We start from the raw sequence: 16,710 nt of genomic DNA on the forward strand, positions 1-16,710 counted from the left end.
TTTAATGATCAATCAGGGTGAGAGTGACGGAAGGATAAGTTGTAAACTGACCGTTTCCAGCCAGGAACTTAATTCTCGGATGCAAGAATATATTAACTATTATGAATGTATCGTAAATCTTCGTCGATGACAATTTCTCGTTTTTCAAAAAAAAAAAGAATTTTTCTTTTTGAATTCTACTGGAAAATCGCAATCAGAAACACGCTATTTTAACCGAAAACAGATGACTATCTGCCTGAGACATCATTTTGTCTCTCAACAACTAGGTCATTGACAATGAGAGCGATATCCATTTTATAATATCACTAAAATGTAAGGGCACATGAAAAAGAGGTGGCTGTTTCCAGCCACCTCAATCACTCAGGTAGAAATCAACCCAAGCAGGCACGAATCATGAAACATTCGATCTCTGATTAAAAATCATTATCTGGGTCAGCCAACAATTTGGCTGGTGGCACATTGGCTGCAATCTTACCAAAAGCAACCAACAACTGAGCCTGCATGTCTTCAATCGTGGAACCACCGGGAGCATCAATCCAGATACCATTGCACGCTTCGGCGATTGCCTTCATCAAATTTCGATCTGCTCCTTTTCCAACCGTCATCGTATGCACGGTGTATCCCATGTTGGCTGCTTCCACTGCTTGCCAGAAAGCATACTGTTTATCACGGCTCGTTGTTGAATAGTCTGAGTTTCCATCCCCGTCAAAGTCAGTGACTTCATCCCAGTTCCAGCTACCAGGAAGTGACCAGCCTGATGGAGAACGATTCGCATTTCCATCGGTCATCACTAGAATTGTAGGTCTGGCACCAACACGACCATGCGAGTACAACAGCTCTCTCGCATCACGAATCCCGTACCCCATACCGGTAAAGGGGGCATAGTGAGAAGCCTGTTTATGTCTCTGAATCGTATTAATGTCGGCATAACGATTCGTAATAAGATCATCTCCTAAATCCACAGTCTCAGCGACTCCGTCATCGTTGAGTACTGATTCGACTCTCGAAGAATCATCATAGGTTACCAGTCCAATATAATCTCCGAACTGCAACCCGCCGAGGAACTCTGTGAATAAGGTTACCCCTTCTTTCATCGCATGGAATGGATAAATAGGAGCTCGCCATAAATCCTCAGACTGATTGTTCTTCTTACGTCGTTCAATCAGATAACCTACGAGAGTACGATAGCCATAGTCTTTTCTATAGCCATAGTTTTTAACAGCACTATCTTTTCGTACCCAGTTGATGTAGCTTTTCCACGCCGATTTATTTGAAGATCCAGTGGGTTGCCCTTTTAAGTTCCCATTAGAATCTTTCCCTTCTTGAGGAAATGGATACTTGAGATTTCCAGATGAATCGACTTCATCTAGATCGAGCGCATAGAACACCGTTTCATCACTGTCAGAACTATGATAAGTCCCCACAGCTGAGTTAATCTTTCCATAGCCAGTCGCAGGAAATTTCAGTTTTCCTGTATCAGAATAAGTAACACCAGATGCGACTAAAGTGTCCCAGATATCGTCCAGGTTTGCTTCCACAGCCGCTTTTCCTAGACTTGACGATGACATCGCATCATATTGACTGTCGTAACTCATTGATCCCGAATAGTCGAGTACAAGAACGATGTCACGGGCTTCAATGAATGCTATTGCGGAAGTGGTGATTGCCGCTGTTTTATCATTCATGAAACCAGCAAAAAACAATTGCAATTTGGAATCATCTTGACCTTCTGCAGGATTATCCCGTCGTGCAGTCACCCTTACCACATTGTAAGGCTTGGCACCTGGCCCCCATTCCATATGGTCATTCCCCTGGCTATCCTGATAGTTCTTTCCAAATTCGACATCTCTCTCAGGGTCAATGTAAACTCCATTTAAACGAGCTACCTTTTCAGCCATGGCTTTTGCGGCATCAACAGCGATCGCATTCGCATCCTGAACCGCGCCCCCCACATCTTGTCCTTCTTCAATGTCATTAGCAGATTCTTGAATCGTGTTTGTAATTTGCTGAGCAGCGGCCAGGGCTGCTGCATCAACGGCATTCCGCATTCTGGTTTTGGTCATTGTGATCACAGCGACATCAATACCAAACGCCAAAAATCCCATCGTCGCGATAAGAAATGGGACTGCCATCACCATGAACGCACCGCGGCGATTTTGTTCGCCCGGCGAGTTCATTTTTTCATTTTGTGTTACTTGGACTTGTTTCATCTTTCCCCCCCATGTTCCCCTGAAGACAGAGTCATACTCTTTTAAAAATGTTTTCTAGTTGACGATCTTTGTCGTGCCATTATTCAAAATCAAATCCCAGACAGGGTCACCATTGAGTGGTTTGGCCATTGACCCTTCCAAATTCATGATGTCGGTGAGATCTGAACTTAGTGCCCCATCGGGTATCTCAATACCAATTCGAAATAATCGGTTGCGATTGCTTGCATCACTCAAATCAAAGTTATCACCTGAACTTGGAGGAGATGGCATGGGATCTAGAGGAACCCCATTTTCATCGTCTGCATGCGTGATGGTGATCGTCAGATTGGATTCATCATTCTCAATTCCAGACGCACGTAAAAAATTACGGACATCCAGAATGATCTTGTCATTCAAGTTCATTCCCGCAGGCAAATCCAACCCTGCATCCATCGAAGCCAGTCGTCCCGCCTGTGCTAATGCCGCATCCATAATCGTAGTGGTATGTACGGCACGACGGACGGCAACCATTCCAAGAAGTAACGCCATAAACACTGGCGCAATCACAGCAAATTCCATTGCCGCTACTCCTCGGCGGCTTTGAGAATTAATTTTTGAATTTGTTCTTTTGTCTTGTATCACACGCATGAGTTTACTCCTGCAAACAGTGTCTTACCGAAACGGTAAATATATTTCCTGCTAACAAATTGTTGCAGTGACTTATTCGTGACGTCTGACAGTGTGTCCCGACAACATCAGACTCTCTTCGTGACTCGCTGCCGCTGCGGCTTCCACCGGATCAACAAAAAATGAACTTAATAAACGGACATCTTTATACGGAACTTCCACACGAACGATAAATAACTGGGCTTTTTCTGCATCTGCCAGGTTGATGTCAGGAAGGGCAGAATAATCAAGCTGTGAAACGTCTACGCCTTCGGTGTCAAACTGGCTGGCATTTTTCACCATGATTGTGGCTAAATTCGAATCGAAAACTGTATCGAGTATGGATTTGACTTTGGTCTCTACCTGAGCCGTAGTAACACCCTCAAGACGACCTAATTTGGCACCTTCTTGTGTTGCTTCCTGAATCATGTTTGATACCACGTAGGCATAACCAAATTCAAAAATGGCATACACGAATGCCAGGAAGACGGGAGCCACAAACGCTAACTCAACTAAAGTTGCGCCGGAGCGTTTTTCATCATTTTTTTGATTCAATGCCTGTCGGCGATGCCGCGTCAACATTTCAGTCCTCTTGAAAATATTAGTATTGATCCAACTTTGGTTCGTTTTATATTCTGCAAATCAGCAGATCGCCGGGAGAGTACATTCAAGAGGGGAGGGTTTTATCCACTAAAACAATAGCTTAGAAATGAGCTTGAGGAGGGATTTTTCTGTAAAAAAAAACTTATCATCTTATGTAGTAATACTGATACAGGATGCAAATTAAAACGCTTTCACTGGGGTCAATATGTTGCCAAAAAGCCACATCAAATGGATGAATGCCAAAAAATTGTTAATTTCTTGTATCTAAGGGAGGGTTATCGTTCTACTTCAATTGAAATCCATGCTGCATTAGCGATACACTGTCGACTAACGTGCCAATTGGTTTCTCAAAAATTTAAAGATTAAATATGTTTTGGCAGAAATAAATTATGGGTAAAAAGGCATCTTCGACTATCAAAGCAGGCTCAAATATTCAGGTAAAAGAAGAGGTATATGTACCGGAATTTCCAGAAATTTGTTGCGGTGGCTGGACAGGAATGGTGGTGGAAGTGCGCGGCAAGAAAGTGTCTGAGCGGACCTATATCCTAGAATGGGATGACGAAACGGAAGCGAAAATGCCCGATGCCTATAAATCTCAATGCGAAGATCAAGGGCTGTTCTTTAAGATGGCCTGCCTCCCTGGAGACGCTTTGATTCTGCGTGATTCTTAAATTTGCACATCACTAAAGCATATTAACGGATTCTCATCAGTAGACGTTAATTTGTTCGCGATTTGCTCCAGTGTCTTGTTTACACCAGGAACCACATATTGGGGAGCAAGTTCCGCTAAAGGAGCGGCCAAAAATGCTCGCTCAAGTATTTCCGGATCGGGTATGATTCGGTGCCCGATTTCCAACTGCTCTTCATTAAATAGGACCAGATCGATATCAATCGTTCTGGGTCCGTTTTTATTATCAGGATCGCGGACCCGATCCAGCTGTTGTTCGATCCCGGCAATAATATCCAATCGTAACTTAGATGCTTCTAATGGGGTCTCCATCAGAATTGCTGCATTCAAAAAATCAGCCTGATTCTCGTCTCCGACAGGACTACTTTGCCAAACGGATGATCTTTTAAGAATAACACCATAGTTACTTAATAATCTGACTGCTCGGGGAAGATAGAATTCCGGGCGAATATTACTGCCTAATGCCAGAAAGACCTGATTCATGTCAGACTCCGAAAAGATCCTCGCGGGTTCTCTCGATCGTCACACCTACTGAACGAGCAAAACGCAAAGCCCCAGGCTTTTCAATTCTGACCGTTGCCCGTAGTACTCGTTCATCTTTTAAGCAAAGTTTGGCAACTTCTGCAGCCATTTTTTCTACAAGTTCAAACTGTGAGTTTTCGACTAAATTGATTATTTCTTTAGTAATAGTCCGATAGTTGACTGCATCACAAATATCATCTGACTTACCGGCTTCATTTAAGTCCACATGCAAAGTTAAATTGATCAGGACGTCTTGTTTTTTGTCCCTTTCTTCATCATTGATGCCAATAATGGCTCGTAATAATAAATCAGAAATGTTGATTTGATCAGGCATTGTGATAATCATGATGAATATAAAAAGAGGATGCAGCAAGCTAATAAACGTTGAAACAGTTAACTTCACTATAATGTTAGTACAACTGGTTGCACAGGACAGGGCGCTTTTCTAAAAATAGAATTGATTTATTTCTTACCAAATCATTGATCTGGGCCGAACATTGAGAGAAAAAACTCACATGAACAATCAGCAGCAGAATCTCTCGCGTCGTAGTTGGTTAAAACAGTCTATCAATCACTCATTAGGTCTGGCAGGGGGACTTTGCAGTGGTATGCTCATACAAGCGCAATCGTTCTCACAATCGACATCGAAACCGGTTAAAACTCCGACTATTTTACTGAGATCTGGCTGGCAAACGGTGAATATTGGAGATATTGGTCATACTCCCGGAATCTTGAAATTACTCGAATTATACGCTCCCGAGTTTCAGGTCATTCTGTGGCCTAATAGTTTCGATCGGGGGGTCGAACCAATGTTAAAAAAACGGTTTCCCCACCTCAAAATCGTAAAAGGCCGCCTTCAACGCGATGGAAAACTGAACTCAGAGTCTCTCCGACAAGCATTTCAGCATGCAGATTTTTTTCTCCATGGTTCCGGCCCAAGCGTTGTTTCGCAAAGAGAATTAGCATTCTGGAAAAAAATGACGAGAAAACCCTATGGAATCTATGGGGTCACAATCACTAAATTTAACAAAGAGTTACACAGCCTCTTGTCAGAAGCTGCCTTTATCTTCACGCGCGAAACACAATCCCTTAAAAATCTAACTGCAGCCAAAGTAACATCTTCACATCAGGACTTTGCTCCCGATGCGACGTTTGCGATTGATATCACGGATGATCAAAAGGCAACCGCCTTTCAAAAGAAAAATCAGCTTGAAAAAGGAAAATATCTCTGTGCTGTCCCCCGACTCAGATTCACACCGTATCATAAAATTCATAAATCGATTCGTTGGTCAAAAGAAAAAATTCAAGAAGTAGAGAGTGTCAATCAAAAATACCAGGAAATCGATCATGCAAAGTTAAGGTCCGCAATCCAGGAATGGGTGCGTCTAACAGGCCATAAAGTAGTCGTTTGTCCTGAAATGACCTATCAAACTGCAATAATTCATCCACTGGTGATTGATCCGCTTCCGCCAGATGTCAAATCAATGGTCATTGCCCACGATGATTATTGGCTCCCAGACGAAGCAAGTTCACTTTATCGCGACGCAGCCGCTGTTGTGAGTATGGAATGTCACTCGCCTATTATCGCCTGTGCACATGGAACTCCCGGCTTATATATTAGACAGCCAACAGACACCATAAAGGGGCAAATGTGGTACGATATCGGGCTCAAAGATTGGACGTTTGAAATTGACGAAGTGAATCAACAGCAAATCGCCAAAAAGGTCACTAATGTCTATCGCAACTATGAGCAGTCGCTCGGACATCTGGAATCAGTGATGCAATCGATTCAAGACCGCCAGAAAAATACGATGCAAGTTGTGAAAAACGCTATCGGCAATAGTCATTCTTCCTGATCACTGAATAACACGCTCATTCTTCGTTTTAGAGTTGTTCGCCACCTGTGACCGTTAAGACTTCTCCTGTTACAAAATCAGATTCGAGTAAATAGAGCAGGGCATGGCAAATATCGTCGGGACTACCTGCGCGTTTGAGTGGTATATGTTCCGCCCTTTTTTCGAGATAAGAGGCATCCTGATCTGGTGGTGGGAGGATAGCACCAGGAGCTATGGCATTCACTTGGATTTCGGGAGCCAGTTCAAGTGCAAGACATTCCGTTAACGTCACTAACCCAGCCTTGGAAATTCGATATGGTAAGTGACCGACTCCTGCTCTTCGAGCTCTCCAGTCAACCAAATTGATAATGTGCCCTCTTTGACCCGAGTGAATCGCTTTTGCGAACTGCTGACTCAAAAAATAGGGAGCCTTTAAATTAATATTGAGGTGGGAGTCCCAATCATGCTCAGAAGAATTTAGCAATGTCTTATTTTCAAAAACGGAAGCACTATTAATGAGAATGTCGACCTTACCAAACTCGCTAATAACCGCATCGATAATTTCAGTGGCTGCGTTCTTCGAATTAGCCAAATCTGCTGATACCGCAAACGCATTTCTTCCGATGCACTGAATTTCATGGCATGTTTGCTCTGCTTCCTGTTTTGAAGATCCATAATGGATACAAATATCAGCACCAGATTCAGCGAGAGTTAAAGCCATACTACGTCCAATGCGTACTGCTGCACCGGTGATGACAGCTACTTTTCCTTTCAAATCCAACTTACAACTCCAAAAATATAGATTCGATAAACAAAAAACCCCGGTTAATCAACCGGGGTCATGTAAAAGATTTTGATACATGAAAGGATATTCTAGTTGACAGAAGCCACTTCTTCTTTCACAACCGGTGTTCTCCCGAATGCGCGTTCTATTTTGCCAACTAAAATCTGTTTTGTGAAGTCCGATTTGAGGATGTAATCACTGGCTCCATGGTTGAATGACTGAATAATGGATGTCGTAGAACGATTTGCCGTCATAACAAGGACTTCAACATCACTAGTTAAAGGTGACTGCTTAATATATTTTACCGATTCTGCATGATTTCCATCAGGTGAATCAATATCGAGCAGAATCAGGTCGGGAGTATTCAGAGCCGCGTCCATAAAAGCTTCTTCAACTGAAGCGGCACTTTCGACAGTGTAACGTTCGTGTAGCAGACCCTCAAAAAGTGCACGATCCATCTCATCAGAATCAATAATCAGGATACGCTTTTTATCGACCTGCTCTTCATCATAATCGACAATTTCACCCAGCTGTCCCACAAAGCCAAAATGAACAATAATGGGACCAATACCAGTATTAAAAATACCACATTGTGAACCAGCTTCCGGTGGATATAAGGTGTTTATGGACTCTGTTTCAATGACTGTTGGGTGACCTAATAGAAAACCCATGTGGTCGACTGCCTTTTTGGCCTGACCTGCGATCATATTCGACAATTCACAGACAAAGTCGGTTAAAACGTGTTCATCATCAGCCAAAGATTCGTCTATGAGTAGGGAGACTGCTTTTGAAACTAATTCAGTAGGAACATTGATAACCACAATCCCTTTCCCAGGGCCATTAACTTCAATGGCTGAGCTTTTTTCAAAGCGTGGCGCTTCATGCACAGGGACTATTTTGGCTAATTCGGCAGTCGTGCCCACAAAATATTTAAAAACATCAACTACGGAGTTAATCACCGGATCGGAAAACCGTTTGGTTAATGTTTCGGTCGTATGAGTAGCTGGAATTAAAGACATAGCAGAAACTCGTCTTATTTAAATAAATACTTCTGTTTAACGAATGCGATTTATGTAGAATCAAATCATTCTTCCACACATGAATCCAAACACAGGATTCTCGCAACAGTTTCAATATGATATTTGTTTGCCTAAACTATATGTCAAAAAATTGTTTGAGACATAAACCTTTAATTATCAGGTAAAGGCTTTGCGAATACCTGAAAACCTATATCCAGTAAAACCAATACAATCCTTCGAGCAAATGATGAAATTTTTGTTAACTGAATCGATTAAGCGAAAACGCTAACTGTTTAAGAAATCAATATATACCTCAATTGCTCAACAGATAGCCAAACTCAACCTGAAAAGACAAGAAATGAAATCACGACATCGATTTTTTCCATTTTTTTTCAATACTGCTTTGCTTCTGATTTTGACCTCCCCAGAATATGAAGTATATGCCTCCTCAATAGCGACAGGGAAATCCGAATGGGAAGGTCGACAAGATGTTTGGCATGGTTTCAAACGGTTTCATTTTCAGCTAGACAACCGTAAATGTTATGTCGTAGTCCCAACTCAAACTGCTTTTCGAAAGCCCTGGATCTGGCGTGCTCGTTTTCCGGATTTTCATTACGAAATGGATGTGGAATTGCTGAGACAAGGTTTTCACATTGCCTATATCGATGTTGCCAATCTGTTTGGGTCACCACAGGCAATCGAGTATGGGAACAAATTTTACCAATATTTAACGAAGCAACATGGGTTTCAACAGAAGGTCGCATTGGAAGGTGTAAGTCGTGGAGGTTTGTTTATTTATAATTGGGCCGTGGTGAATCCAGAAAAGGTAAGCTGTATCTATGCTGACACACCTGTTTGTGATTTCAAAAGTTGGCCCGGTGGAAAAGGAAAAAGTGAAGGCTCAAAAGCGAGTTGGAAAGCTTGTCTTAAAGCCTACGGTCTGACTGAAGCAGAAGCCTTGTTATATAAAAACAACCCGATAGATCAAATCCAAACTATCGCTAAGGCACGCATCCCAGTTCTTCATATTGTTTCAGAGAATGATCAAGTTGTGCCTCCCGATGAAAACACTTATCTAATGTTTAGACGAATTCCAGAAAGTGATAGAAAACATAATTTTAAAGTTCTGTCAGTCAAAACAGGAACTAAAAAATCGAAAGGACATCACTTTCAACATCCTTATCCAAATCGCGTTGTTTCGTTTATTGTTAAAAATACGGTGTATGAAGGGGGAAGCATCAATGAGAAAACAACACGCACCTTAAAGCAGATCAAGAAAATCAATCAAACGATTCCACCGATCAATTATATGCCAAATCCCAGACGCCTGAAACACCTCAAACAAACCCGTCATAAAATTACGAGGGGCGGAAATCTTCGTGTTGTGATGTTGGGAGATAGTATCGTAAACGATACTTCACGCTCCCAGTGGCATCTTCTAATTGAAGAAAAATATCCTGCATGCAAGATTACCAAAATCACATCAGTTCGTGGATCTACTGGATGCTGGTGGTATCAAGAAAATCAACGCGTTCAACTTTATGTGACCGAGCAAAATCCAGACCTTGTTATTATTGGAGGAATTAGCCACCGAAATGATATTGATGCGATCCAAAGTGTTGTTCGACAAATCAGAGAGCAATCAAACGCAGAGATCTTGTTAACGACAGGTGCCTTTGGGAGAGTTGACCCTCATAATGATCAACAATGGCAATTAAGTATTGATCAAGAGAAGACTCCGTATCGATATCAACTTCAACAGCTTGCACAAAATCAAAACTGCGGTTTTCTGGATCTCCGCGCACATTGGGGGCAATATATCCGAAACTCTGATAAAAACGTGGACTGGTTTCAGCGTGATCCCGTCCACGCAAATGACAAAGGGGAACAAATTCTAGGCAATATTCTGGCACGATATCTGGCGCCTTAAAAAATTGTCTCACTTAGGCAAAAAACGTTATTACTCTCTTTTCATCACCACTCTGCTTAGAGACAATAATCAACACAGGGATGTTGAGACATAACAGCAGGACCTAAACAAAGCCTGTGTGCTGATGAGTGCATCAAGTGATTTCCCACCGAGTATTTAGAATATGTAGATTTCAAAGAGCAAACTTCTGTGGAACGCTACTGCGCACCGTCAGTATTGTCGTTCTTTGTATTCTCTTTCTGATTACTAATACAAGAGTTCTACCTGGACTGACTCTGGGAAAGAATTGCCATTGTGAAAGCCAGTTAAAAACAACATCGCAATGTTGCTGCATCAATAGTACGAAAACAGAAAAAATAACCAAACCGAAAGCCTGTTGTTCATCAAAAAAACAAACGACATCCCAAAGCTGTTGCTCAAATCAGAACAAGTGTCTTTCTAATTCAAATACTAAAACCAAAAACAAAAATGCCTCTTCCATTTGTGGCTGTAGTCATTCCACAAAGCAAGGACTCTCTGTTGTCAATCAATGGGATCTGAATCCTCCCCTGACATTAAACACAGCAAATGAGCTGATCATTCCGCTAAACTTTCTCAACGATCTACCTATCAAGAGATCGTTCGTACCAGAGATCCCGCCTCCCCAACTGATCATGCTCTGATTATCTTTTTGCTTGTGGTTTATTTGGGTATCAATCTCTATTAATGCCCTGAGAACCCGCTACCGCTTTACCCACCTTAGTAATTGATTCATGTCGAGGACGCTTCGATCTTGACAAATAATCACAAAGGGAAACATCCATGCAATTTCCTATACCGTTAGCATCCCGCTCAAATCGCGGATTTACACTCATTGAACTCTTAGTTGTCATTGCAATCATTGCAATTTTGATTGCGCTGCTTCTTCCCGCGGTCCAACAGGCCAGGGAAGCTGCCCGCCGTTCGACTTGTAAAAACAGTCTGAAACAGATTGGACTGGCTCTACATAATTATCACAACGCTCACAAAACTTATCCACCTGGATATATCGCCCGAGGAGTTACTCCAACAGATCGAAGTGATACAGAGACAGGCTCCGGATTTGCATGGGGAGTGATGCTTTTACCGTTTCTGGATCAAGCTCCCTTGTACAATCAACTTGATTTGAATTTGGATTGCACGGATAGCCCCAATATTGATCTTGCGGATGAAGCACTCCCCATCTTTCGCTGTGCCAGTGACCCGAATCAGGGTGTGTTTTCAGTTTCAGACGGGACAAATACATATCAACTTTCTTCAGCAAACTATGTCGGCGTCTATGGTTATGGAAGTTTAACCGTGGCCCCTGGAAACCCCGCTGAGAAGGGGATCATGTATCGCAATAGTAATACCAAAGTTCGTGATCTCACCGACGGGGCGTCGAATACGATTGTTGTAGGAGAGCGTTCTTATCAGCATCAGTTTGTCGGGGCTAGTTCAACGATTCAGGCAGACTCTACATGGTATGCTGCGATTCCGGGAGTCATGCGACCGGCTGGTATGGCCATGGCCTCTATGATGGAAGGTCAAGCCTCATTAATCCTTGGGCACGTGGGGCAGGGAGGAACAATGATAATGCAGCATCCCCCCAACACCACAAACCATATCGCAAATTTCTCCAGTAAGCACGAGGGAGGAGCACATTTTCTTTTGGGCGACGGAAGAGTTCGTTTTCTCAGCGAAAACATGAACTACGAAACCTTTAAGAATTTGGGGACAATTGCTGATGGGAACGTTCTCGGGGAATTCTAAGCATCTCTATAAAACTGAAGGACTTCTAAGGCCGAGAGAATTTCTCGGCCTTTTTCTCATAATATAGCTGACTGGTTTCCACTTTTGGAACTGTACCTAGTCACTTACGACCATTTCACCGTTCATAACCAGCCAATGTCCCGGAAAAGTGCAGAGGAATGGGTACCTACCAGGTTGGTCAGGGGCTTTGAAAAAAATCGTAAAACGATCTTTTGGCAAAACAACATCGGTATAGCACAAAACATCACTCGATTCAGGAATATAATGTCGCGCTACCGCATTGGGATCAGAGACCAAATGATTAGAAAGTTCGCCAACTCGTTGTAACGTGCCAGGCTTCACTAATGCCCAATTGTGTGGAACGACATCAGGATTCGAAAGCGTAAACTCGATTCGTTCTCCTGGTTTCACCTTAAACGAGCGTGTTGCGAAAGATAAATTGCTCCCCGTCTCAATCGTAATTTTCCTGGCTCCCTTTAAAGGTTTTTTATAGGGGTTGGGGACACGATGCTTCACCAAAGCTAAATCAGCAAGAATGGGGTGTGGATTGATCAGCTTTCCCTCTAAGGGATCTAATTTTGGCCCCTCAATAAAAGAATGCTGCGAAAGTTTATGCACAGTGGCAAACAACTCATGCGAGTGTTGCTGATTCGTTTGAATCCTCAGATGTAGTTGATTGACCGGTTGCAGGTCAGGCATCTCTAGAAAGAGAGACTGGTCATCACCCACAACATGTGCAGACTTGATTGCAACAAGATCGTGACCCCGCATACCCATATGCCGAGTCGAAAATTCTGGAGAGCCATATGCCCCGCTGTAACGATAGTTCCAGCATTGTGCCAAATGATTGACTGACTGTTCTGCGATTTCTGTGTCCAATGGAGCAGAAAATTTCAATAAAATACCATTCTTAAACACCTTGAAACCAATAGGCAATTGCACAGAATCCCCCGTGTAACGAACACGTTGAAAACATCCCGTTTCAGGTGTGTAACTGCCCCAGCCCTGCATTCCAGTAACATAGAGTTGACCATCTTCGTCGTTGAAACGTCCCCGGTGCGCACCTGAAAGAAACTCGCCTGGCAAAGGAACCACTGCGCCCTGGACTTGCCCCTCAACTTCATCACGTAAGACCAGAAAATGTGATCCCATACCAAACGAGAAGTGCAATAACTGATTTTTCAAAGGCCCCCAACGATCACTGCGTACTGTTTGTTGGCCTCCCGATGAGTTGTCTAAACCACGCGGTAAATAAACAAGCGGAAGTGCCGGTGGTTGATCATTTTGCGGACCTCCATAGCCAAAATAGGGAATCTTTGATTTCGCTTTCTCCAGGTGCTGACCAGGACGAAAGGCACAAATCATTGATGCAGGAGTCCAACTGCCTTCTGAACAAGGAACTGTAATCATTCCACCCGCAGTCAAACCAATGCCATCCGGATTCCGAAAACCTGTCGCCATGATATCAGCGCGTTGGCCATCAGGTGAAATTCGAACAATACCCTGGTTGCCAGACGACATATAAAAATAACCATCCACATCCCGTTCTAACCCGCAAATAAAATCATGCCCTTTGTCAGACGTTTTGAACGCATTACTAAAACAATGGTAATAATCAGCTTCCCCATCATGATTCAGGTCTTTCAATAATGTGATTTGATCGCGGCATAAGACAAAAATACCATCATCATCGACGATCATCCCTTGGCAATGGTGCAATCCAGAAGCAAACCGCTTCCAGGTTGCAGCTTTTGATGGATACCTGAAACCGGTAACACGCCAAACGTCACCATGCATTGTGCAAACAAAAGCTGCTCCATCGCGACGAAAACCAAGGCCGCCGCCAAATATTGGAATATTCCAGGGGTTCTTTACAGGAAGTTCTATCGTATCAATTGTATATGGAGACATGCTGCCATGTTTAATCGCCGTTTTAAACGTTTGAGGCCACTTCTGTGAATTGTTTTTAAGCTGATTGGCCAATGGATGCTCTGTGAATGGAGCAACTTGCCGCACAAATTTACCATGTTCAATCCAGGGCGAATCCAGGAAATGTGTCTTTCCAATCCGATACGAAAATGCAACACGATTTCCGATACGGTAATAACCTTCATAGCGAAACGGCTCATCAATTTTTTTACCATTTGGCCCCAGACCGCGACTTGAATTAGGAATAACAGTCCCATCCATAGTTACTCCGTGTAGAAATCCATGACGTACTGAAGAAAATTTTAAGAAGCCATCTTTCCAGACGAGATCATATGACAGTGTTTCCGGATTGAAACAGCAGGCCATCTCTCCTTGTTCACCAAGTTGCACACACACTCCACGTGGCACAGTAATCCCGGCACCTCTAAAAATGCCTGCTTGCACTGAACCAAGTTTGACTTTCGACCAGGCATCACTGGCCCATGTCGTTTCGTTTTGATTTCCCCAATGCCCGAGCGTCCCACCGTCGAGTCCTGGGTGATCCATTAATAAACCTGGTACAGGTTTACCTGACTTGGCCTGTCCTATGAAATAATCAGCCTTTTTGGCATAAAAGTCATAGATGCGATTACGGTTGACATGGTGCTCCCAATGCGGCCAATGCTCAGGTTGAAGAGGCTTACGATTGAATGGGAACGAGACTGCTCCATGTAGATGGGCATGGGCATGATAGAGCACCGAATCGATTTGTGTAATCCGGATTCCGTTTAAGCGTCCGAGATTGACAAGTAGACTCAATAAGTCATGCAACTGTTGTTCCGACATCGCTGCAGTCAGGTTCTCAGGCATGAGTGAGCCGGTCTCGCGTTGAAATTCGATGTCATTGACGGGAATCACAACTTTATGGTTGAGTCCCTTGGTGGGATCGCGGAGTACAAGCTCTTTTGCATCCTTATTGATGATATAACCTGTATGTGTTCGACCATCAACAGTCAGCACAACATGCGCAATATATTCACGTTTCGTATGCCGTTTCGGCCACAATACTGATTCGATAATCTCACGAGGTTTACGCTGTTTCCCGATTTCTGTTAGATCTGGACCGACAGTGCCTCCATGTTTGCCGATTTTATGACAACTGAGACAGGCTGACTTTGCCGCCGAAAACACCATCAAACCACGGGCAGCATTCCCATGTGAATTAGTTTGATCAAGTAGTTTTTCAACAAGCTCTGGGGAATAGTGGGGAGTTTTGCCCAATGGTCTCGCTGAACGAGCAGTAATAGAGTGCCTGTGGTTGTGAGATTGGATGTGGACCGCCTTTTGATTGTTCTCGACAGGTATTCCACGCTTCCAGTTAAGTAAAGTGTAAGCATCTTTGGGTGGTGCAGTGAACTGATTCCAGGGTTGATGACGTGCTGTATGACTGATGCGAACCCATTCGATTGCACCAGTGCAACCAAGACCATTTTCAACGAGACTACCAATGGCCAATCCACTAGGAATTACTGTCATTCCACTCGGTTTTACATTTTGAGTGGCAACAACTTTTCCATCTACAAAAAGTTGAATCCGATTTGACTCATAAACCATGGCAACGGTATGTGGTTTCCCATCGCAGATCATTGCTTTTGAGTAAGTATGATTGGGAATCAATCCCGGTGTGTATGCAGTGAACATACCACTCTGAACCATTGAAAAGAGTTCCCAATGGGCGCCTGATTTTTTGGTATCACTTGCCACAATGATGTTATAGACATCTTGACGAGGCAACAGAATCCGACACTCAACCGTAATCGGCGGTTTACGGTATTCAATTCGACCTTCAAGTTGAATCGCTGAAACTTTAGAACCATTCTTTCTTGGCGACCAGGTGCGTAACTTCGGCTTCGGTGCAGGGGGAGTCCCATCGAGTTGAGGGATGATCCATTCAAGCCCATCGAGGTTATCTTGTAATCTTTGCTCGACGTCATCCTGTGTATGCCCAATAATTCCGATTGGCCCGCTATAACCTGAATCCTTAATGATTTTCAGTAATGCAACATCATATTCACCTTCTCCCAAGGGCAAAATCTTCTTTCCATGTTTGTCCCCCTCACGTGTCATACCGTTTAAATTCAAACAAAGTAAATGTGGTTTCATCAATACGATAACTTTCGCAAAGTCGTCGATTCGGCTGTGCGCGTGGTGTTGGTTATAAACGATACCCACATGTTGTGCATCATGGTGTTTTTTGAGGTATTCACAAACAGCTATAAGGTTTTCCGGCTCGCCTCCCCAACCGCCGTGATTGTAGAGGCCTAGTTTTGATCCCATCTTGGCCGTACGTCTAACAAGCGGTAGCAGTTGTTTTGCTGCCATCTGGATTCTCTGCTTCTGAGTCCCTTTATCTGGCCCTCGAAGCGTCACCCATATTTGAGGATGTAGATCATGTTTTTTAAACAATTTGAAGGCGGCTTCGTGCTCACCCCAAAAAGCGAAGTACTCTAATCCGTTTTTTTTGTATTCCAGAATCTCCTCTTCAAAGGTGGGTATATGCTCCTGACGCCAGTCATAGGCAATCTTCTTCAGACCAAGCTTAGCACACATTGCTGCTCGCTCAGCTGGTCCACGTTTTTTTCCATCAAAGGGTACGATACACCAGGCGACGAGATTCTGTTTTGCATAAATACTGGGAACTGGTTTGTCTGATGTTTCTCCAAACGAGTCTGATATGATCAAAAGCAGGCTGGCAATTGTTATTCCTACACATTGCTGGATTTTCATCATTGGTCT

Annotated in this window: 12 protein-coding genes; 4 read left to right on the forward strand and 8 right to left on the reverse strand. The window is 43.3% G+C overall.

Features of this window, described 5'->3' with window-relative positions; translation table 11 throughout:
* Positions 1–413 precede the first annotated feature (413 nt).
* From V202x_RS22380 to V202x_RS22390, 3 genes are all read right to left on the reverse strand, one after another.
* Positions 414–2,210 (reverse strand): pilus assembly protein TadG-related protein, encoded by a 1,797-nt coding sequence (locus tag V202x_RS22380; RefSeq protein ID WP_145179056.1) that lies wholly within the window; start codon positions 2,208–2,210, stop codon positions 414–416.
* 54 nt (positions 2,211–2,264) lie between these two features.
* Positions 2,265–2,837 carry a TadE/TadG family type IV pilus assembly protein gene (locus V202x_RS22385; protein WP_145179057.1) on the reverse strand — a complete coding sequence of 191 codons (573 nt, stop codon included), beginning with the start codon at positions 2,835–2,837 and terminating at the stop codon, positions 2,265–2,267.
* 72 nt (positions 2,838–2,909) lie between these two features.
* Positions 2,910–3,437: a TadE/TadG family type IV pilus assembly protein gene (locus tag V202x_RS22390; RefSeq protein WP_145179058.1), complete on the reverse strand. Its 528-nt coding sequence runs from the start codon at positions 3,435–3,437 to the stop codon at positions 2,910–2,912.
* 410 nt (positions 3,438–3,847) lie between these two features.
* On the opposite strand from V202x_RS22390, the gene V202x_RS22395 reads away from it, so the two are divergent.
* Positions 3,848–4,129, forward strand: coding sequence for a hypothetical protein (locus V202x_RS22395; RefSeq protein ID WP_145179059.1), 282 nt, complete (start codon positions 3,848–3,850; stop codon positions 4,127–4,129).
* On the opposite strand, the gene folK is transcribed toward V202x_RS22395, so the two are convergent.
* A complete protein-coding gene (gene folK, locus V202x_RS22400) occupies positions 4,126–4,629 on the reverse strand; it encodes a 2-amino-4-hydroxy-6-hydroxymethyldihydropteridine diphosphokinase (protein ID WP_145179060.1) in 504 nt (167 codons plus the stop codon). The two genes, V202x_RS22395 and folK, sit on opposite strands and share 4 nt — an antisense overlap.
* A 1-nt stretch (position 4,630) precedes the next feature.
* Positions 4,631–5,002, reverse strand: coding sequence for a dihydroneopterin aldolase (gene folB / locus V202x_RS22405; RefSeq protein ID WP_145179061.1), 372 nt, complete (start codon positions 5,000–5,002; stop codon positions 4,631–4,633).
* Positions 5,003–5,183: 181 nt separating this feature from the next.
* On the opposite strand from folB, the gene V202x_RS22410 reads away from it, so the two are divergent.
* Positions 5,184–6,524: a polysaccharide pyruvyl transferase family protein gene (locus V202x_RS22410; protein WP_145179062.1), complete on the forward strand. Its 1,341-nt coding sequence runs from the start codon at positions 5,184–5,186 to the stop codon at positions 6,522–6,524.
* A gap of 28 nt (positions 6,525–6,552) precedes the next feature.
* On the opposite strand, the gene V202x_RS22415 is transcribed toward V202x_RS22410, so the two are convergent.
* Both V202x_RS22415 and V202x_RS22420 read right to left on the reverse strand, forming a co-directional pair.
* Positions 6,553–7,284 (reverse strand): SDR family oxidoreductase, encoded by a 732-nt coding sequence (locus tag V202x_RS22415; RefSeq protein WP_145179063.1) that lies wholly within the window; start codon positions 7,282–7,284, stop codon positions 6,553–6,555.
* A gap of 92 nt (positions 7,285–7,376) precedes the next feature.
* On the reverse strand, positions 7,377–8,306 hold the full coding sequence (locus V202x_RS22420; RefSeq protein ID WP_145179064.1) for a response regulator: 930 nt from the start codon (positions 8,304–8,306) through the stop codon (positions 7,377–7,379).
* 358 nt (positions 8,307–8,664) lie between these two features.
* Between V202x_RS22420 and V202x_RS22425 the strand changes: the two genes are divergently transcribed.
* Both V202x_RS22425 and V202x_RS22430 read left to right on the forward strand, forming a co-directional pair.
* Positions 8,665–10,236 (forward strand): GDSL-type esterase/lipase family protein, encoded by a 1,572-nt coding sequence (locus V202x_RS22425; RefSeq protein ID WP_145179065.1) that lies wholly within the window; start codon positions 8,665–8,667, stop codon positions 10,234–10,236.
* 801 nt (positions 10,237–11,037) lie between these two features.
* Positions 11,038–12,006, forward strand: coding sequence for a DUF1559 domain-containing protein (locus tag V202x_RS22430; protein WP_145179066.1), 969 nt, complete (start codon positions 11,038–11,040; stop codon positions 12,004–12,006).
* Positions 12,007–12,102: 96 nt separating this feature from the next.
* Here the strand turns inward: V202x_RS22430 and V202x_RS22435 are convergent, their stop codons facing one another.
* On the reverse strand, positions 12,103–16,704 hold the full coding sequence (locus V202x_RS22435; RefSeq protein WP_145179067.1) for a DUF6797 domain-containing protein: 4,602 nt from the start codon (positions 16,702–16,704) through the stop codon (positions 12,103–12,105).
* Positions 16,705–16,710: the final 6 nt, after the last annotated feature.

It is taken from the genome of Gimesia aquarii (assembly GCF_007748175.1).
GTDB lineage: Bacteria > Planctomycetota > Planctomycetia > Planctomycetales > Planctomycetaceae > Gimesia > Gimesia aquarii_A.